The following is a 19800-nucleotide window of genomic DNA, read 5'->3' on the forward strand; positions in this document are numbered from 1 at the left end:
GATTGCCTTTCCTTATAGGGCGGTTACGATGAAAAGCGTTGGAGATTGCATGGAGAACTTTCGCCTCAAGGTATTTCGCGCTGTAGCTGCGCATTTAAATTTCAGCCGCGCAGCCGAAGAGCTGCTGCTCACACAGCCCGCGGTAACGCAGCAAATCAAGGCGCTCGAAGAAGAGTACGGCGTGCCGCTCTTCGACCGCACCGGCGGAAAAATCACGCTGACGCCCAGCGGAAAGGCCCTGCTCCCCTTCGCAAACCGGCTCAAAGAAATCTCCGATGAAGCCCGCGTCGCCGTCGCCAACGCCACCGGAACGCTGGCCGGCCAACTAGCCGTCGGCGCATCGCAGACAATCGGCCAATACCTGCTCCCGGCGCTGCTCGCCGACTTCCTCCGCGAGCATCCACGCGTCTCCGTCTCTGCCATGAGCGGCAACACCGATGAAATCCTGGAAGCGCTCACCGCGCGCCACATCGAGCTGGCCTTGATTGAAGGCCCGGCGCAACGCAAAGACGTACACGTCGAGCCGTTCATGGAAGACCGCATGGTGCTCGTCGTTCCCGCCAGCCACGAGTGGGCCGAGCAGGAAATCGAACCCGCCGCACTCAAGACGTCCCCCCTCCTGACACGCGAATTCGGCTCAGGCTCGCGAAGAGTCGTAGAGAAAGCGCTGGCAGCCGCCGGCGTCGGTAAAAAAGAGATGGCCATCCGCATGGAGCTCGACTCCACCGAAGGCCTTCTGAGCGCCGTGGAAGCAGGGCTGGGCGTAGCCTTTGTCTCGCAATGGGCAGCACGAAATCACCTGGCTCTGGGAACCGTCAAGCGCGTGCGGGTGAAGGGGTTAAAGCTCTCGCGCATGTTCTCCATCGTGTGGTCAGCCGGCCCGGAGCCCGCCGGAAACCCCGGAGCATTCCGCGCGCTTTTGCTCGCGCGGGGCATGGAGTCCCGCAGCAGCAACGGCTCCGATTCCGGCAGAAAAACCCGCTTGAAAGTACAATAAAGACTGGGATTTTTTTGCAATGCGGCGTGTATACATGGACGCGAATGCCACAACCCCTCTGCTGCCGGAGGTGGTCGAAGCCATGCGTCCCTACTGGACGGAGTTCTTCGGAAACGCCTCGTCCATTCATCTTCCCGGCCAGACAGCACGGCGCGGCGTAGACCATGCCCGGGAAGCCGTTGCCGAGCTATTCAACTGCCGCGAAGCCGAAGTAGTCTTCAACTCCGGCGGCACCGAAGGCGATAACACGGCCATCTTCGGCCTGCTGCGTCCCGGCGACCACCTGGTTACCTCCGCAATCGAGCACTCCGCGGTCATGCAAGCCGCCGAGCGCGTCGCCGAGCGCGGAGTCGAAGTCACCTACGTAGCCCCCACCGCCAGCGGAGTTATCGAAGCCGAAGCAGTCCGCGAAGCCCTGCGCCCCAACACGCGCCTCATCAGCATCATGCTGGCCAACAACGAGACCGGCGTAATCCAGCCTGCTGCGGAAATCGGAAAAATCGCCGCCGAAGCAGGCGCATTCTTCCATGTCGATGCCGTACAAGGCGCTGGCAAAATCCCCATCGACGTGCGCGAAATCAGCTGCCATCTGCTGAGCATCAGCGCGCACAAATTCCACGGCCCCAAGGGCGTCGGCGCAATCTTCGTCAAGCGCGGCACGCCGATTGAGAGCCTGCTGGTTGGCGGAAGCCACGAGCGCCGCCGCCGTGCCGGCACAGAAAACGTAGCCGGAATCGTAGGCATGGGCAAGGCAACAGAAATCGCATTGTCCAGCCTGTCCGACGGCTCCCTCGAAAAGCTGGCCGCCCTGCGAAACCGTCTCGAAGCGGAAATCCTGCATCTCCCCGGCACCGGCTTGAATGGTTCTGGAGCGGAACGCGTCGCCAACACATCGAACATTTGGTTCGACAACCTGGAAGGCGAAGCGCTGGTCATTGCGCTGGACCTGAAGGGCGTAGCTGTAAGCGGTGGCTCGGCCTGCCATTCCGGCGCAACCGAGCCCAGCCATGTGCTCATGGCGATGGGCCTCACCAAGGCACGAGCCCGCACAAGCCTCCGCCTCAGCCTGATGAAAACGGCTACGCCGGAAGACGTGGACTATGTTCTGTCCGTCATACCCGAAGCCGTAGAACGCCTCCGGGCAGTTTCCCCTGTAGAGGCTGGCACGCTCGGTTAACGAGTCAGCAAGCGGATGCCCGGCATCTAAAAAGATTGAGAGAGTTTGGAAGTTGATGGACCAGAAGGATACCATTGCCGTTGCCATGTCGGGAGGAGTTGATTCCTCGACCGTAGCGGCGATTCTCGCCCACGAAGAAAATGCAGTTGTCGGGCTAACATTGCAGCTTTGGAACCAGGAGCGGCTTGCAGGTAAGCACGGCATCCCCGACGCTCCCAAGGCAGGCCGCTGCTGCTCGCTGGATGATGTGTACGACGCCCGCCGCGTAGCGGAGCACCTCAGCATCCCCTACTACGTCGTCAATCAGGAAGAGCGTTTCGAGAAGGATGTAGTCAAGCCGTTCGTCAGCGAATACCTCGCCGGACGCACGCCAATTCCCTGCTCGCTCTGCAACAACCACCTCAAGTTCGACCAGTTGCTCAAGACGGCCCGCTCCATCGGCGCATCCAGCATCGCCACCGGCCACTACGCCATCAATGAGTACGACCCCGAGCGCCAGCGCTGGATTCTCAAGCGCCCCGCCGACAAGGCCAAGGACCAGACCTACTTCCTCTTCGGCCTCACGCAGGAGCAGCTCGCCCACACCCTCTTCCCTCTGGGAAAGATGACCAAGCCCGAAGTGCGCGAAGTAGCCCGCGAGCACGGCCTCGCACTGGCAGAAAAGCCCGACTCGCAGGAAATCTGTTTCATCCCCGGCGGCGACTACAAGCAGTTCCTCACGGCGTACCTCGAAGAGCAGGGCGAGCAGATGCCGGAATCCTCCGGCGAGCTCGTCACCACCACCGGCGAAGTAGTCGGACAGCATGAAGGAATCACCGGCTTCACCGTAGGGCAGCGCAAGGGCCTGAAAATCTCTTCTCCCAACCCGTTCTACGTGCTGAACATCGACCCGGCATCGCACCGCGTAACGGTAGGCGCAGACGAAGAGCTAGCCACCCGCAACCTGCGCGCCGGTCGCGTCAACTGGATTAGCATTCCCGAGCTGACCGCCCCCATGCGGGTAAAAATCAAGATTCGCCACCGCCACGAGCCCGCCTGGGCCACTCTGGAACCCGCAGAAAATGGCGAAGTCCGCGCCACATTCGACGAGCCGCAGCGCGCCGTAACGCCGGGCCAGTCCGCAGTCTTCTACGACGGCGATGAAGTAGTAGGCGGCGGCTGGATTCGCTAAGAGAAAAACGCCAACCAGAAGCTGTCCTCCCGAGCGCAGCGCTTTGAGGTAGGCCGGGGCTTCAGCCCCGGCAATCAAGCCAGTGAGAGAATGTCGGGCCTTTAGGCCCTGAGGCATGCTTTTAGGTTTTGCCATCAGCGCCGCAATAGCCGGGTGCCCCGGTCCCTCGCATTTGGGGACCGGGGATACCCATACCGAGAGTTCTTCCCGCATCAAGCTCTCCCGCTGTCCTGTGGAAAAATCCTGTCAAGCCCCAAACCCGAAAACATTTCCTAACTCATTGATTCCATTGAGAAAAATTCCTCTCCAGATTTGCGCTCAATTATGCGAAATCTGCCACAATAGAATCAGCAGAAGAAAAACGGCCCGATTCCAAAGGAATCGGGCCGTTCTGTTTTTACCCGCTAACTCGCTAACTCAAAAGAAAGGAGACTCCATGCCGTCAACAGCAAGCACAATCCCCTGTACCCTGCACCCCGTACCCTGCCTTTTGCACAGTTCCGGAATAAAGAAACTGCACAGTCCCTGTGCAATCCCCCACGACCCACACAAAACAAAAGAAATGGGAAAGCACCCCGCTGTGCGCATACACACGGAGACATAAATTAAACCTAAGGAATCACCGCCCAGCTCATCCCATCGGGATTACCACCGGCAGCAATCTTGCCCACAACCTCCAGCGTATTCAGGTCAATCACCGCCACGTAGTCATCCGGCGTGCAGGCAACATAAGCCCGCTTTCCATCCGGCTGCATCAGGATTCCCGCAGCTCCATGGCCAATGGTGATCCGCTTCACCTCCGCATGCGTAGCGGCATCCAGCACCAGCACATACGGCTGCCCCAGCATGGAAACAAGAACATGCCTGCCATCGCGCGTGAACTTAAGGCGGTTAGCGGACTTCACATTGGCATCCAGAGTATCCGCCACCTTCTTACCCTCAAGATCGAGGATGGTGATAGTGCCATCCGCCGAATTCGCCACCCAGGCCTGCTTGCCATCGGGAGAAACGTCAAACCCCTCGCCACCCAGATGCGTGGGAAGCACAGTAGGAACCCAATCGCCGCCCGGAGGCAGAATCGGGCGGTACCCACCCGATGGAGGAGCCCCCATTGGCGGGCCTGATGGAGTTCCGCCAGGTGTATCAATGTGGTCAAGAATCGAGAACGTCGCCGAATTCACATTCGTAGCAACAATGCGCTGTCCGCCGGGAAAAACATGGAGCATGTGCGTGCGGTTCTGGCCGGTGCCGAGAATCCAGTCCACTTTGCCGGTGGCGGGGTCGTAGCTGCCGATGACTTTGTTGACCTCTGCCGTGAAGTAGAGCTTGCTTTCCGCAAACTGCAAGCCATGCGGACCGCGCAACGGTGTCAGGTCGATAACTTTAGCCTGCTTATGAGCAACAAGGTCCACCGCCGTAATGGTATGGAAGGCTCCGAAGCCGTAGTTCGAGATATAGGCCGAGCGCCCGTCGGTGGAGGCTTCAACTTCATGCGGGTCTTCTCCGCTGGGGATGGTGGCTTCCACTTTATAGCTGGCGGGATCGACGATGGCGAGTGTGTGGTCGCGCTTGGAGAGGACGAGCAGGCGCGGCGACTGGGCAGCGGCTACCGATGTGAGGACGGCAAGAGCGGCGAGGGCTGCGATGCGCATGATGGAAGGCTCCGTATACAGGAGAGATTAAAGCATGCGCGGGATGGCGGAGGAAGTGTTACCCACATCTCCAACCGCAGGAGATGTGGGGCACCCAGTGTTTTTGGGAGGATGAGGAAAAACAAAATCAGGCGGGGATGTTTTTGTCTTCCGGCGTGGGATCGGGCTGGATGTGCGAGACGGACTGGCCCTGCACGGACGAGGTGTATCCCTTGACGAAGGCCTTGGCGGCGGCAACGACCCTGGAGGCGTGACGGCGGGGGCGATTGATGGTTTCGCTGATGGAGTTGCCGGTGTTTTCGACAAAGTCGAGAACGCCGGTGGCCATGCCGTCGAGGCGCAGGGCGTGCTTATGCAGGCGCTCCTGCAGGTCGTTCACGGTGAGGTCAAGGCGCCCGGCCTGCGAGCGTGCGGCTTGCACAATCTCCGCAATGTCATTGGCGGCGGAGTCGAAGCGCGGCTCAAGGCGCGAGACGAGCGAGTGCGTGGACTCAAGCAGCTCGCGCGAGTGGTCCAGCACGGGAATGGTGGACTTGTGGAACTCGTCGGCCTTTTCACGCACCAGCTTGCTGATCTTGAGAAGAGCGATGAGGATGCCGAGCAGCACGCCGGCCTGCAGCAGTACGGCGAAGGCGGCAATGCCAACAACAATAAGAAGAAGTGTCTGCGAATCTAAATTTTGCATTGGGTTCTCGTAAACATGCTGCCGCCGGTCAACGCGCATAACTTAGCGCACACGCTGACCGGCGACTGCAATTCAGGGTACTACGCGCCAGCGGCGGAGGGCTTAAGCCTGGCCTTCCGCAACGGGCTCGGAGGTCTCGACGACCGGAGCTTCCTCGTGAGTGCCGCTATGGGACTTGTACGCATCGCGGGCGGCCTGAGCGGCTGCGGCGACACGTCCCGAGTGTTCGTTGACGAGGCTCTTGCCACGATCCACGAAGTCGCCCCACTGCGAACGGCCTTTTTCGTAGTATTCGCGGCCACGATCGGCGTATCCGGAAGCATAATCCTTGCCCCTGCCGTAGAGGTCAGTGGCATAATCGGATGCCTGACGGCCACGTGCGCGGACGTAATCCGCTCCATCGCGGGCGCTGCTGGCAAGGTCTTCGCGGGTCTCCTTGCCGCTTTTGGGAGCATAGAGAATACCGACAAGCGCGCCTACGCCAATTCCAGCCAGGAACCACGCTACGCTGTTAATTTTGTTGTCCTCTGCCATATCAACTCTCCTTCCTGTAATAAGACGAGCACCGGAGCATCCATGTTACCCCAAAGGATGCAGTTGGGAAATAAATGGTCGCCTTGTGCTCAAAAACTCTGATGCGGAAACGCATAGTGCATCGTGGAGTTGGATGCACTCTCGTTTCAGAGCGTTACCTGGTGATGAGATGGCGGGCTACGGCGTCGAGGAGGCCGTTGAGGAAATTGATGGACTCAGGGGCGGAGTAGCGGCGGCCAATCTCAAGGGCTTCGTTAATCACAACCGGAAAGGGCGTGGATTTGAAGCCGAGCATTTCGCCAATAGCCATGCGGAGCAGGTTGCGGTCCACGGCGGCCATGCGCTCAAGGCGCCAGTTCTTGGAGTTCTTGAGGATGAGGTCGTCGATCTCTTCCTGACGGCTCATGGCGACGCGGAAGAGGTCTTCAGCAAAGCCGCGCACATCGGCATCGACGGGGTCACCGGCACGCCAGAATGTGGCGCGGACCTGGTCTTCGTCCTGGCGCGCCATGTCGGCCTGAAAGAGCATCTGCATGGCCAGTTCGCGGGATTTGCGCCGCGTCTTGGTCGTCGTCATTTTGCATCCCCTTCCAGTTTGCGGCGCAGGTTGACCATTTCAATGGCTGCGGCGGCGGCATCAAAGCCCTTGTTTCCGGCCTTGATGCCTGCGCGGTTCAATGCCTGCTCCAGTGTTTCGCAGGTTAGCACGCCGAAGGCGTGGGGGATGCCTGTGTCCTGCTGCGATTGGCCGATGCCGCGCGAAACTTCGTTGTAGATGGCTTCGTAGTGCGCGGTTTCTCCGCGAATGAGGCAGCCGAGGGTGATGATGGCGTCTACGTTTTTTTGATTCGCGATGAGGCGCGCAGCGTTGGGAACTTCCCATGCGCCGGGAACGCGGACGATGGCGACGTCTTCGCGCTTGGCTCCGCTGCGGAGGAGCGCGTCGAGTGCGCCTTCGAGAAGGCGGTCGGTGATGACGGCGTTCCAACGGGCTGTGACGATGGCGAACTTCATACCTTCGGCGGAGATGTCGCCTTCGAGAGCGGCGGGCTTGCCTTTGAGTGGCTCAATCCACGCCCAGAAGGAAAACTTGTGGCCTGGCTCAGGCTCCACGGTGAAGGTGTACGCCTTCCATCGTGTTTCGGTGACGGGCGTGAGGAGCGATTCAGCATCGAGGCTTTCGCTCTTGAGCCAGCGCTCGGCGGCTTGATGCGCGGCATCGATGGAGCTGACCTCAACGGTGATGGCTGCGAAGGGCGGCATGGCCCCGTCGATTAGCTCGACGCGTGCATGCGGCGCTGCAAAGGCTGCGCCACGGCTGGTTGGTTCGCTCCAGCCTTTTGCGGAGGCGAGGCCGAGGGCGGATAAGAACCTTCCCAACCTCTCGTAGGCCGACGGGCTGGCAGTGAGTTGAAGGAAAGAGATTCCTTTAATCATGACTTCCTGATTCTAACTGGTTAGGGTGGCGTGACTGGTGAATGTACGCACACAGCAGAAGGGCCGGCGTGTGCCGGCCCTTCCGGTGAGTAATGCTTTGGCGATTATGTTGTGGCGCGCGGCTTGACGGTGACGACTGTTGCCGGAACCACTTTGTCCGTGCCCGTAAACTTGCAGCCCTGGTCGCTACCGCCCGCCGAGATGGGCGTGCAGGCAGGCAGGTTGGGGGTAATCTGCTGCGTGTCCTTGAGCGTGTTGGTATCGATGTAGTGCACCTTGTTGTCGCCCGCGGTGGAGACGAAGAAGAGCGTGTTGTCCGGGCTGAAGGCTCCGGCAACGGGTGCGGTGATCGACGAAGCGCCGGTAAACGTGACGTAGCCCACGGTACCGAGCGCGGAGGTCGGCGTGGTGCCGGGCGCGGTGATGGTCTGCTTGTAGTACGGCAGGGTTGCGCCAGCGGTGTTGCCGTTGTAGGTGACGAAGCTGAGGCTGTATGCCGAAGCCGCCGTGCCGCTGGTAACGGCTGCGGGCGAGGTGATGACCTGCAAGTGGTCAAAGCCATCAGCGGTTTCCACTGGAGTGGCGTTGGCCGTCATGCTCGTCTGCTTGAAGGAGCTCTTGAGAAGAAGCGGCTGCAAAACGCCGTTCTGCTCAGCGGGACAGTCATCCTGCGGGATTGTCACGGCAATATCCGAGAAGGAGATGCCGCCCGAGCCAAGTGCAGCTCCGAGAATGTGCTGGCCGTCTGTGGTTGCGCCAAGTGCATCGGTGGCTGCGGCCACAGCGTCACCCTGCGGATAGAAGGACATGGAGCTGTAATTTGTCGGTGTTCCGGTGGGGCACCAGGTGTGCGCCACGGTGGAGGCACCGCCGATGTATGCGCCGACTCCGGGGACCGTAACGGCCAGGTTGTTGGGATTGGCCGAAGGTGTGGAGCTGGTCAGCGGGTAGCTGGTGAAGCCGGTGTTGGCGTTGTAGACGTAGAGCGTGTCGGTGTGGCTGGTAATGCCGGCGTCAATGTTAGCCTGCAGCTTGTTGGCTGCCGCGCTATCCGAGATGTAGAGCGTCTTGGAGTCCGGCGTCCATTCTGCCGAGACACCGAGGCCGCCGAACGAGGAGGATACAGCACCGTTCGAGGCGTTGACCAGATAAAAGACCTTGCGGATCTGGTCGTTGACGAGCACCTGCTGGTTATTTGGCGCAACGGCCAGAACAACGCCGGGGACTGCGGGATATGCGCCACCGAGCGAGTTGCTGGTGGTGTTGTAGACCATCAGCTCCGTCTGCGAGCCGAAGTAAAGGCTCGTGCCGGTACGGTCCATAATCATGGAGTTGGGTACATAAGGAAGGCGCACAGTCGAACCCTGCGTGCCGGAGAGCAGTTCGTACGGTACGAAATACTGCGACTGTCCGGGGGCGGCGAGCCAGATGAAAGCGCTGGCCGTGCCGGGGACGTTGAGGTCCACCGCGTTCGACGAGATAGAGAGGCCTGTTCCTTGTACGCCAACCTGGTTGATGGGCGCAGGGTTGCAGGTGCCGGGCTGGCAGATGGCATAGACCGAGGCCGCGCCGGGGAAGCTGGCGGTGAGTGCTCCGGTGCTCGATGCCGTGATGTTCATCGGGTTGGTGGACTGGTAATCGAGCGTGAGGCCGGTGATGGTTGCGCCCTTGGTGTCCTTAACCGTGGTGACAAGGTTCTGCTGCACGCCCTGCGTGATGGTTCCGGTCGTATCGCCGTTCAGCGAGACAGAGATGGAGGCCGGCGGGCAGGTGGAGAAGTAGCCAGCCGAAGAACCTGTCTGTGCAAGTTGCGCCGTAATGACCGTGGTGCCAGGCTGCTGCGCGGTAATCTGGTTGGTTTCCGCGTTGATGGTGGCAATGGCCGGCGTGCCAACGGTGAAGGACATGGTGCCGATGGAGCTTCCGCAGGTGGGCACGGAGGTTACGCCAGCCGGAAGCGGGCAGGCGTAGTTGGCGGAAGTAACCGTAGACGGTGCGCAGAGCAGAACCTGCGTGGAGTTCCCGTTGGCGTCAACGCCGGAATAGCAGGCCTGCGCATCAAGCTGCGCCTCCTGATTTTGCGAGAGACAACTACTTGGACCGACCAGGGATATGGATGTGACAGCTTGATGGACATAGACCGGCACAGGATTCGACGTAACGCCCTGCGCCGCCGCAGTGATGTACGCAACTCCATATGGCTGGCCGTTGGTGTTGGGCAGCGGGCTGGGCGGATTGCAGATGGTGTAGTCCGCGATGCCGCCGCCGGTGTTGCGGTTCCACGTACCGGCGCACATGTTGCCGGTGGGCGAGATATCCACGAGCTGGTTGTTCGTGGTGCCGTAGCTCCATGTGGAGACACTGGCGCTGGTGCCCTTGCAGGTGGAGCCGGAGGGCGCATTGCTCTGGCGTGTCTGTCCATAGGCCATCGAAATGCCTGTGAACTGCGGCGTGAGCGTGATGGTGTAAAGGTCCGTAATCTTAGGACCGTAGCCGAGGCCGTTGCAATAGTTTCCAGCCGGGTTGCGGGTGCAACCGGAGATGGAAATCCCCGCCGGAACAGCCAGCACTAGCAGACAAACAAGCGTCAAAAACCGCCGCATGAATCCTCCCCGCCCCGCACCCACTTACAGCAGGACGGTCTTTCCCGAAAATGCTCGCAAAATATGCGTTTGAAAGTTTGCCCGGCCACAAGACAGCGGGCGAAAAATGCTGTTTTCTTTCAATCCAAAGTGTATCAGGCGGGGCGCATAGATTTGGCCCCGCCTGATACATAGACTTAGCGGCTTGAGTTGGGTTAGTTCGCCGGCATGTATTTGGCGAACCAGTCCACGGCGCGGTCCATTACGTCCTGGCTGTGGGCCGGGTTTACAAAATGGTGGCCTTCAGCGGGGTAGACCACAAATTGCGTGGAGACATTGTGGTCGCGGAGGGCGTGCCACATCTCGTAGGACTGCGGCATGGGGCACTCGCCGTCACGGTCGCCTACAACGATAAGCTCCGGCGTGGTGACCTGCTTGATGAAGTTAATGGCAGAGCTTTTGGCGTAGGCTGCCGGAGCGTCATAAACGCTGGCGCCGAAGTAAGGAATCATCCACTGGCCGATGGCGTTTTCGCCGTAGTAGCTCTGCCAGTTGGAGATGCCCGCCCCGGCAACGGCGGCGCGGAAGCGGTGGGTTTGCGTGATGGCAAACATGGACATGAAACCGCCGTAGCTCCAGCCGGTGAGGCCGATGCGCTTGTCATCGATGGGGTACTTCTTTTCGACGGCATCGACGCCGGCGAGAATGTCGCGGAGGTCGCCGTAGCCGAAATCCTTGCGGTTGGCCTGCGTGAAGGCTTCGCCCTGGCCAAAGCTGCCGCGCGGGTTGGCCTGCAGGACGAAGTAGCCGAGCGCGGAGAAGGCTGTGGCGCTGAGCATTCCGCCGCCCCAGCGAGCTTCGACTGCTGAAGCGGGGCCGCCGTGGACGATGACAATCATCGGATATTTTTTGGAGGGGTCGTAGTTCTTTGGCTCCAGCACCCAGCCCTGCACGTTGAAGTTGTCGCTCTTCCATGTAAGCGACGCGGACTTACCCCAGGCAGGTTTGATGCCGTCATTCATGTGCGAGATTTGCGTGAGTCCTTCCAGACCTTCGGCGGATTTGGTTGTGCTGGCGGAGTAAATCTCCATAGGGCGCTCAAAGCTGCTGGCGTGGAAGACGAAGAGGCTGTGGTCGGCGGTGGTGGAAAGGCTGTGAGAGATGCGGCCATCTGCCGCGCCGCTTACGCCGCTGAAGATGGTGGCTTCCACGGTTGCGGGGGCTTCGCCGTGCAGGCGGAAGCGCACGAGGCGGTCTGTGCCGCCCGCGGTTTCGTTGACGTAGAGGCGCTCGTTATCAGCCCAGTCGAGCCACGCGGGGGTAGCGGTGCGTCCGGGAGTGAGGTTCACCGGCTTGCCGCCGGTGGAGGAGACGAGCCAGACATCGCCGCCGGTGGAGCCCTGGTCGCTCATGACGCCGCCGATGAAGGCGATGCGCATGCCGTCGGGCGACCAGCGCGGGACGGCGATTTGCATGTTGTGAAGCGGGCCGAAGACCTCCGTAGGCGCGAGGATGGCCTTAGCTTCTCCGCCGAGAGGCTGCGTGTAGAGCTTGGCGATCCACCAGTTGTTTTCGCCGGGAGGTGGGGCGGCAATGTAGGCGAGGGATTTGGAATCGGGCGACCAGCCGAATTCAAAAGCGTGCAACGTGGCGGGCGTGGCAGGCGCTGGCGCGGTTGGCTCGGTGACGGTGGTGTCGGCGATGGCGATGCGCTGGATTTCGATGCCGTCTTCGCCGATGACGCCCGCGGGGGGCTTCATGGCGGCAAGCGCTCCGGCAGGGCGGGTTGCGCCTTCTACATATAGGAAGGCTACTTTGGTTCCGTCGGGAGAAAATGCTGGCTGATTAATGTAGCCGTTGAGCTTTGTCAGGCGCTGGGCTGCGGCGCCATCGAGATGCGAGAGGTAGAGGTCTTCCTGGCGGCTGCCTTCGCAGACGGCGAAGAAAGCGAGCGCCTTGGAGTCGGGACGCCATTCGAGATTGCCTTCCATGCAGCGGCCTGTGGCCCCCGTTTTTCCAACCAAAACGGGCTCGGCCTTAGAGATGTCGCCGATGGGAGCAACGCGGATGCCGCCATCACGGCCTGCCTCAACCCATGCAAGGCGAGAGCCGTCGGGAGAAACGGCAACCTGGCCTACGGAGCGGCCATTGTTGAGGCTGTGGAGGATTTCTGCTACCTGGGCTTTGTCTGTGATTTGCGCGGCGGAGGGAAACGCGAGTACGAGGCTGCACGCGGCAATGGCTATGCGGCGGAAGGCAGATGCGCTGAGATTCATAGGGGAAATGCTAACAGCCACAGTTGGTGCAGATGAAAAAACCGGGGATGGTCCCCGGTTTTTCCTCCCTCTGGATTTGGTTGTGGGTTATTTTGCGGCTTTATCGATGGCCAGCAGCGTTTCCAGCAGAGGCTTAAGCAGGTCTAGCTTGAGGGCATTGGCTCCGTCGGATTTGGCGTTCGCCGGGTCGTCGTGCACTTCGAGGAAGAGGCCGTCTACGCCTGCTGCTACCGCTGCTTTGGCAAGCATGGGGATGTATTCGGGCTGGCCTCCGCTGACGCCGTTGGCGGCTGATGGCTGCTGCACCGAGTGCGTGCCGTCGAAGACGACCGGAGCCATTTTGCGCATGACAGGGAGCGAACGGTAATCGACGACGAGCGTGTTGTAGCCGAAGCTGGCGCCGCGCTCGGTGAGGAAGACGCGCTCGTTGCCGGTGCTGCGGACCTTTTCAACGGGATGGTTCATGTCCCACGGGGCGACGAACTGGCCCTTCTTGATGTTGATGGCGCGGCCCGTTTTGCCGGCGGCTACGAGGAGGTCCGTCTGGCGGCAGAGGAAGGCAGGGATTTGCAGGACGTCGATGTGCTCGGCGGCGATTTCCGCATGTGCGGGCTCGTGGATGTCGGTGAGGACGGGGAGGCCGGTGTCTTTGGCGATGCGGCCAAGGATGGCGGTTCCCTCTTGAATGCCGGGGCCGCGGAAGCTCTTGACGCTGGTGCGGTTGGCTTTGTCGTAGCTGGCTTTGAAGATGTAGGGGATGCCGAGGTCGGAGGTGATGCGCTGAATCTGATCCGCCATGAAGCGGGCGTGGGTTTCGGATTCGATAACGCAGGGACCGGCGATGAGGAATAGCTTGCCCTCGCCTACACGGACGGGGCCGACTTCAAATGTTTGACTCACTCCTTCATTGTAATAGTTGGATGGATTTTGGGTGGGCGTGAATCCTTTTGCATGTCGCCGCGCTCTTTGAAGATAAGAGGGGAAAAGGGGCTCACGATGCAGGCAATCGATATCGATACGTGGAAAGAGTGGCAGGCGGAGGGGCGTGCGGCACAGCTTGTGGATGTGCGCTCAGCCAGTGAGTTTGCGACGGCGCATCTGCCGGGAGCGGTGAATATTCCGCTGGAGCAGGTGGAGATGCGCGCGGCGGATTTGTCGGCGAATGCTCCTGTGGTGCTGGTCTGCCAGGCGGGAACGCGAGCGCGGATTGCTGCGGATTTGCTGAAGCGCCGTAGGAGCGATTTGCTGGTGCTGGACGGCGGAACGGACGCGTGGCTGAGGGGCGGGAATCCTGTGGTGCGCACTACGGCGTCGCGCTGGGCGCTGGAACGGCAGGTGCGGCTGATTGCCGGGCTTCTTGTAGCTGTGGGAGTGGCGCTGGGAGTGTTTGTGAATCCATGGTGGCTGGTGGTGCCTGCGTTTGTGGGCTGCGGGCTGACGTTTGCGGGAGTGACGAACCTTTGCCTGATGGGCGAGGGGCTGGCGCGGCTGCCGTGGAATCACGCCGGGAGCCGAGGAGCGGCAGTAGCGGAAGGGGTATCCTGCGCTTGTGACTTATCCAAACGCAGCTGAGGAAACACGGAACACGGATTTTGAGCGGCTGGCGCGACAACACAAAGACGCCGTCTACCGGCAGATGTTGCGCGTTTGCGGCAATAGCGAGGACGCCGAGGATGTGCTGATTGAGGCGCTATTGAAAGCATATCGCGGGCTGGATACTCTGAGTGCGGAAGAGGCGTTTCGCGCATGGCTGGGGCAGATAGCGAGTCGCATCTGCTGGCAGTTGAAACGGCGCGAGGCGCTGATGCCACTGCTGCGGCTGACGGAGTTGGAGCAGGAAGGCATGGAGGCTTCTGACCCGGCACCGACGGTGGAAGAGCGTGCCGCGGCTGCCGAGATGAAAGAGATTTTTCACGCGGCGCTGGCGGGTTTGCCTGCCGAGTATCGCGAGGTGTATGAGTTGCGGGCCATCGACGAGCTTTCCGGCGAGGAAACGGCGGAGCGATTGGGAATCACGCTTGCGGCGATGAAAAGCCGCTGGCACCGAGCAAGAAAATTGCTCCGCGAGCGGTTGGATGTAGTGCTGGCGGACAGCAACAATAGAAAGAGTGGGGCTGCGAAATGATGGAAGTAAGCGTGAAGCATGAGGGTGCGGTGAAGTTTTCGATTGCCGCTCGGGGAAATACGGTTATCAGTGATCAGCCGCCGTCAAATGGCGGTGCGGATGAGGGGATGACCCCTCCGGAATTGTTTCTAGCGTCGCTTGGGTCGTGCGCGGCGTTTTATGCGGTGGCTTACCTCAAGAAAAAGGGTCTGGAGCGCGAGGGCGTCGAGGTCCATGTCACTTCAGAAAAAGCCATGGGACCGGCGCGGCTGGACCAGATCAAGATTGTGGTGGATGTGCCGGGAACGTTGAACGAGGAAGAGCGCGCGGGCGTGAATGATTCCGTGCACCGATGCCTGATTCACAATACGCTGACGCATCCGCCGGCGATTGAGATTGAGCTGAGAACGCCGGTGAGTGCTTGATTCGGAATTCCACAAAATAAAAAGGGGCAGTGCGGCTCGGTTGAGCGGCTGCCCCTTTTTTATTTTGGCTGCGCGGTTTACTTCGCTATCGAAGCTTCCTTTTCGCTCGTTCCCTTCCCTGCTGCCGCACGGTTCTTGTAGCTGGCCGCGATGAATGCATGGAACAACGGATGCGGTTCAAGCGGCTTCGACTTGAATTCCGGGTGGAACTGGCAGCCGATGAAGTACGGGTGCTCAGGAATCTCCACGATTTCAACGTAGGTCGCGTCGGGGGTGGTGCCGCTGATGCGCAGGCCTGCGCCGGTGAGTAGCGCTTCGTACTCACGGTTGAACTCGTAACGATGGCGGTGGCGCTCGCTGATTTCTGTTTCGTTACCGTAGGTTTTGGAAGCCAGCGTGTCCGGTGTGAGTATGCAGGTCCATGCGCCAAGGCGCATCGTCCCGCCCATCTCTTCCACGCCGAGCAACTCGCGCAGCTTGTAGATGACGCGGTGCGGCGTGGAGGGGTCGAACTCGCTGGAGTTGGCTTCTTTGAGGCCGCAGACGTTGCGGGCGAACTCGATGCAGGCGGTCTGCATGCCGAGGCAGATGCCGAAGTACGGCACGTGCTTCTCGCGTGCGTAGCGGATGGCGTTCAGCATTCCCTCAATGCCGCGCTTGCCGAAGCCGCCGGGAACGAGGATGCCGTCGAAGCCCTCAAGCTGTGCCTCGTAGCTGCGGTCGGTGGGATCATGCGTCTCAAGGCCTTCCGACTCAATCCATGTGATGTTGAGTTTGAGGTTTTCGGCCAGCGCGCCGTGCGTCAGAGCTTCCTTGAGCGACTTGTAGCTGTCCTCGTACTCCACATACTTGCCGACGATGCCGATTTTGACTTCGTCCTTGGGGTTTTCGTAGCGGTGCGCGAGATCCTTCCACCTGCTCAGGTCGCCTTCCGGCGCTTCCTTGTGGAGATACTTCAGGATCAGGCCGTCGAGGCCTTCTTCCGCGAAGTTGAGCGGCACCTGGTAGATGGACGGCAGCGTGGTCGCGCCAATGACGGCACGCTCTTCCACGTTGCAGAAGGTGGCGATCTTCTGCTTGATCTCGCGAGAGAGATTCACGTCCGCGCGGCAGAGCAGAATGTCCGCCTGGATGCCGATACCGAGCAGTTCCTTCACCGAGTGTTGCGTGGGCTTGGTCTTGAGCTCCTGCGCGGCGGCGATCCACGGCACCAGCGTCAGGTGTACAAAAACAGTATTTTCGCGGCCCAGTTCCTGGCGCATCTGGCGGATGGCCTCAAGGAACGGTAGCGATTCGATATCACCGACCGTGCCGCCGATTTCAACAATCGTCACATCCGCGCCATTCGACGAGACCTTGCGCATGGCGTTCTTGATCTCGTTGGTAACGTGCGGGATGACCTGCACGGTCTTGCCGAGATAGTCGCCGCGGCGCTCCTTGAGGATGATCTGCTCGTAGATGCGACCGGTGGTCAGGTTGTTGTCGCGTGTGAGCGGTGCGTGGGTAAAGCGTTCATAATGACCGAGATCCAGGTCAGTTTCGGCGCCGTCGTCGGTGACGAAGACTTCGCCGTGCTGAAAGGGAGACATGGTGCCGGGATCGACGTTCAGATAAGGGTCGAACTTCATCATGTTGACGCGGAGTCCGCGGCTCTCAAGCAAACAGCCGATGGAAGCTGCAGCAAGGCCTTTACCTAAGCTGGACACAACTCCGCCGGTCACAAAGACGTACTTTGCAGACATGGGTGCGACCTCTTGATTGGAATGACTGGATTGGACGTACCTGGTGGGCACAATCAAGTATAGAAAATTTTTCGGCGCGGGGGAAGCCCCCGCGCCGAAAAGGAACTATGGGACTCAAGGGGACTACGGGAGTGACGGAAGTCCGTCCCAGCCGAAAAGTCCCTTCAGTCCCTATAGAATCCCCGGATCCCCGGTTTCTTAGAAGTTCAGGGTTACTCTTGCCGTCAGGGCGCGCGGGGTTACGTAATGCGTGCCGCTGAAGGTGGAGAGGAAGTTATAAAGCGCGTACTTATTGGTGATGTTGATGGCCGTCAGGTCGAGGTTCAACTTGTAACGGTCAGTGTGGAAGATGTTGTCCTGGCCGACGCTCAGATCAAAGAGGTTGCGCGGTGCAATGCGCTGCGGGTTCTTGTCGTCGTCTTCCGTGCCGGGAGCCGGGATGGAGATGAGCGAAGACTTGTACTGCGACGGCGCGCAGGAGTCGAAGCCCGAGGTGGGGGTCGCCTTGACGCCGTTACAGGTGATGCCGGCTTCAAACTGCTGGTCATAGCTGAGGCCGCTCAGGTCTATCGGGGTGGTGCTGTCTGTGGCGAACGGCACCGCGCCTGCCACCAGGCCCGAGTCGTAGCGCCAGTTGCCGCCTGACCAGACACCCTTGAGCGGGCCGTGCTTGAGCTCATACTGCAGATGCGTGGTCTCGTTGTATTTTTCGTCGTGGTCGATGCGGAACGCGCCGGTACCTTGAACCGTTGCGGGAGTTGCACCTGCGCCAGCCACCTGCGGGTTGAAGAAGCGCGCAGCCACAGACGACATGACCGAGTAAGCTGAGAAGCCGTGGAACTCCGGCACGTCTACGTGCAGAGCCCAGCCGGGAATCTTGGAGTTGTGCCAATCGATGGGGAAGGTGATAGGCGTGTTGCCGAGCACCGAGAAGTCGAAGGCGTTGTGCGTGTACTTCCAGATGTACTCACCGCTGACGACGATGTACTTACCTGCCGCCTGCTGGAAGCCTGCGTGGAACTCGTTACGGAAGCCGGGCTGCTCCGTGCTGGAGACGCCAGGCGTGCAGGCGAGCAGCGGAGCAAGAATTTCATTCGAGCAGCCGTTGCTGGAGAGCACCAGGTTTTCGTTGAAGGGGGTTTCCAGCGTACGGGCGTAGGAGACGCGCAGCACTGTGTTGGACTGCTTGATGTTGTAAGCAATGCCGACGCGCGGTTGCGTCTGGTTTGCCTTCGTCAGGCCGTTATAGAGATCTTCGCGAAGGCCAACGTTGAAGAGCCAGTTGCCTGCCTTGATCTGGTCCTGCGCGTAGAGCGCCGTTTCCTTGATGTCGGCATGGCCAAAGTAGTTGTAGCCGCCGCCGCCGCGCGTCAAATCATATGGCGCGAGAAGCGGATTGAAGTCGGGATTCTGCTGGCCCTCCGGGCAGGTGTCGGCCGTGTAACCCGCAATGGGGTTGCCGTCAGCATCCACACAAGGCGCGTTGAAAAGCTGATCCACCACACTGAGGTTGTCATCATGCTCGCGGAGGAAGGTGTGCTGATAGACCACGCCGGCCTTGAAGTTGTGGCGGCCTGCGACATACGAAATATCCGCATGCGCGCCGGTGTTGAGCAGCGTGCGGCTCTGGTTGATGGAGAACGACTGCAGGAACGGAATATCGTCGGCCAGAGGATCGCCGCTTCCGTAGTAGTGGTACTGGTCCTTGCGGGCGAAGACACCGAAGTTGAAGACCGATGCCGGGCTGATAATGTGCGTGTAAACCGGCGCAATGTTGAAGGTGCCGATCTTGGAGAGCTGGTCCGTCGCGCCTACGCTGCCAAAGACCGGATTCGCTGAGGTTCCCCCGGAAACTACGTTCTGGATGTCGAGGCTGTCGTAAGAGTTCGGCGTCTGGAACCACGAACGGCTGTAGTTGAGGTTCAGGTGCAGCGAGTCCGCCTGCGTCAGGTTGTAGTCCACGCGGTCAAAGAAGTTTTCTTCGTTGCCCTTGTCATGGAAGATGCGGAACTCCGGCGGATCGAGGAAACGGCTGGTGTTGAGGCCGTCGGCTTCGAGGAAGTTGCCCCAGTTTTTGCCGCCGTAGCTGAGGTCGAAACCAAGCGTGGAGGAGCCGAAGGAGCCGTACGAAGCGTTGATGCTGCCGGTAGGCTTGGTAATGCCCTGGCCGGAACGCGTGGTGGCTTCAATTACGAGCGACGTCTTGCCGCCGAACTCCGCTGGGGGTGCGCCAGAGATAACTTCAATCGACTGGATGGAGTTGGAGGGAATCTGGTTGGAGAAGACCTTGCTCTGCTGGTCGGTGATGGGCTGGCCGTCAATCGAAAACGAGTTGGAGGCGTGGTCGCCAAGGCCGTGGAAGAGGCCGTTGGAGTCCGCAGCTACGCCGGGAGTGCTGCTCGTCACCAAAGAGCTGAGCGAGGACGACTGGCTTTCCATTGGAACCTTGACGAAGAGATTGCGGTCTACGTCTGTGTGGAAGGTGGGGTCGTTTTCGACGAGGTCGCCGCCGGTAGCTTCCACGGTAACAGTAGTGTTCGCCGTGCCAGGCTTCAGGGCTACCTTAAGGTTCGCGCCGATGGAGGAGCGAATCTCCACGTCCTGCGAGGTGTTGGAAAAACCGCTGGCCGTGACGGTTACGTGGTACGGATTGAAGGGAACGTTGTCGAATTCAAACTGGCCTACGGCATCCGTGGTAGCGGTGCGGGTGTAGCCGCTGACGGGGTTGGCAAGATGGACCGTAGCGCCGGGAATTACTGCGCCGGAGGGATCGGTAACCGTTCCGCGAACAACGCCAGCGTTGCCACCCTGGGCAAAAACCGTGATGGGTAAAAAAAGTGCCAGAATCAGAAGGATGCGACGATACGCGCCGCGAAGATGCAGCATCATTGAGCTTCTCCAGAAGGGGTCTGCATATGTGCCTGCGGCCTTGCTCAGGTACCACGGCACAATGCGCGCTGAATGTGAAAACTCGTCAGCCGGAATCAGCCGGAGCCGCATGAAAGAAAAATCTGGCGG

The 19800-nt window shown here is 60.2% G+C and carries 16 protein-coding genes; 6 read left to right on the forward strand and 10 right to left on the reverse strand.

The genetic code is table 11. The features are described 5' to 3' along the window. The first annotated feature begins 49 nt into the window (after positions 1 to 49). Genes AC5S3R_RS11050 through mnmA form a run of 3 tightly spaced genes read left to right on the forward strand, consistent with a single transcriptional unit; the run spans position 50 to position 3345 of the window. Positions 50 to 997, forward strand: a complete 948-nt coding sequence (locus AC5S3R_RS11050) for a LysR family transcriptional regulator (protein ID WP_494267097.1) — start codon at positions 50 to 52, stop codon at positions 995 to 997. Positions 998 to 1016: 19 nt separating this feature from the next. Continuing rightward, the gene (locus AC5S3R_RS11055) at positions 1017 to 2174 is read left to right on the forward strand and encodes a cysteine desulfurase family protein (RefSeq protein WP_494267098.1); all 1158 of its coding nucleotides are present in this window, start codon (positions 1017 to 1019) and stop codon (positions 2172 to 2174) included. Between the two features lie 55 nt (positions 2175 to 2229). Beyond that, complete coding sequence (mnmA, locus tag AC5S3R_RS11060) at positions 2230 to 3345, forward strand: tRNA 2-thiouridine(34) synthase MnmA (protein ID WP_494267099.1); 1116 nt, start codon at positions 2230 to 2232, stop codon at positions 3343 to 3345. A gap of 611 nt (positions 3346 to 3956) precedes the next feature. On the opposite strand, the gene AC5S3R_RS11065 is transcribed toward mnmA, so the two are convergent. From AC5S3R_RS11065 to kdsA, 8 genes are all read right to left on the reverse strand, one after another. Continuing rightward, complete coding sequence (locus AC5S3R_RS11065) at positions 3957 to 4997, reverse strand: YncE family protein (RefSeq protein ID WP_494267100.1); 1041 nt, start codon at positions 4995 to 4997, stop codon at positions 3957 to 3959. A 127-nt stretch (positions 4998 to 5124) separates the two neighbouring features. After that, the gene (locus tag AC5S3R_RS11070) at positions 5125 to 5682 is read right to left on the reverse strand and encodes a hypothetical protein (RefSeq protein WP_494267101.1); all 558 of its coding nucleotides are present in this window, start codon (positions 5680 to 5682) and stop codon (positions 5125 to 5127) included. Positions 5683 to 5784: 102 nt separating this feature from the next. Then, positions 5785 to 6216: a YtxH domain-containing protein gene (locus AC5S3R_RS11075; RefSeq protein WP_494267102.1), complete on the reverse strand. Its 432-nt coding sequence runs from the start codon at positions 6214 to 6216 to the stop codon at positions 5785 to 5787. Positions 6217 to 6370: 154 nt separating this feature from the next. Next, positions 6371 to 6793: a transcription antitermination factor NusB gene (gene nusB, locus AC5S3R_RS11080; RefSeq protein WP_494267103.1), complete on the reverse strand. Its 423-nt coding sequence runs from the start codon at positions 6791 to 6793 to the stop codon at positions 6371 to 6373. Beyond that, positions 6790 to 7653: a 6,7-dimethyl-8-ribityllumazine synthase gene (ribH, locus tag AC5S3R_RS11085; protein WP_494267104.1), complete on the reverse strand. Its 864-nt coding sequence runs from the start codon at positions 7651 to 7653 to the stop codon at positions 6790 to 6792. The genes nusB and ribH overlap by 4 nt, the downstream gene beginning before the upstream one ends. A 104-nt stretch (positions 7654 to 7757) precedes the next feature. Continuing rightward, entirely contained in the window at positions 7758 to 10256 is a 2499-nt protein-coding gene (locus AC5S3R_RS11090; protein WP_494267105.1) for a hypothetical protein, read from the reverse strand. A 194-nt stretch (positions 10257 to 10450) separates the two neighbouring features. Continuing rightward, positions 10451 to 12511, reverse strand: coding sequence for a S9 family peptidase (locus AC5S3R_RS11095; RefSeq protein WP_494267106.1), 2061 nt, complete (start codon positions 12509 to 12511; stop codon positions 10451 to 10453). A gap of 87 nt (positions 12512 to 12598) precedes the next feature. Next, positions 12599 to 13411 (reverse strand): 3-deoxy-8-phosphooctulonate synthase, encoded by an 813-nt coding sequence (gene kdsA / locus AC5S3R_RS11100; RefSeq protein ID WP_494267107.1) that lies wholly within the window; start codon positions 13409 to 13411, stop codon positions 12599 to 12601. 96 nt (positions 13412 to 13507) lie between these two features. Between kdsA and AC5S3R_RS11105 the strand changes: the two genes are divergently transcribed. From AC5S3R_RS11105 to AC5S3R_RS11115, 3 genes are read left to right on the forward strand one after another with little or no spacing between them, the layout of a single operon-like run. Beyond that, positions 13508 to 14083: a rhodanese-like domain-containing protein gene (locus tag AC5S3R_RS11105; protein ID WP_494267108.1), complete on the forward strand. Its 576-nt coding sequence runs from the start codon at positions 13508 to 13510 to the stop codon at positions 14081 to 14083. Further along, complete coding sequence (locus AC5S3R_RS11110) at positions 14061 to 14636, forward strand: RNA polymerase sigma factor (RefSeq protein ID WP_494267109.1); 576 nt, start codon at positions 14061 to 14063, stop codon at positions 14634 to 14636. Before AC5S3R_RS11105 ends, AC5S3R_RS11110 begins: the two co-directional genes overlap by 23 nt. Beyond that, positions 14633 to 15040, forward strand: coding sequence for an OsmC family protein (locus tag AC5S3R_RS11115; RefSeq protein ID WP_494267110.1), 408 nt, complete (start codon positions 14633 to 14635; stop codon positions 15038 to 15040). The genes AC5S3R_RS11110 and AC5S3R_RS11115 overlap by 4 nt, the downstream gene beginning before the upstream one ends. Positions 15041 to 15117: 77 nt before the next feature. On the opposite strand, the gene pyrG is transcribed toward AC5S3R_RS11115, so the two are convergent. Together pyrG and AC5S3R_RS11125 are read right to left on the reverse strand one after the other, a co-directional pair. Beyond that, entirely contained in the window at positions 15118 to 16782 is a 1665-nt protein-coding gene (gene pyrG, locus AC5S3R_RS11120; RefSeq protein WP_494267111.1) for a CTP synthase, read from the reverse strand. 198 nt (positions 16783 to 16980) lie between these two features. Beyond that, complete coding sequence (locus AC5S3R_RS11125) at positions 16981 to 19671, reverse strand: carboxypeptidase regulatory-like domain-containing protein (protein ID WP_494267112.1); 2691 nt, start codon at positions 19669 to 19671, stop codon at positions 16981 to 16983. Between the last annotated feature and the right edge of the window lie 129 nt (positions 19672 to 19800).

This window comes from Occallatibacter sp. FHG110214_02 (genome assembly GCF_059115385.1).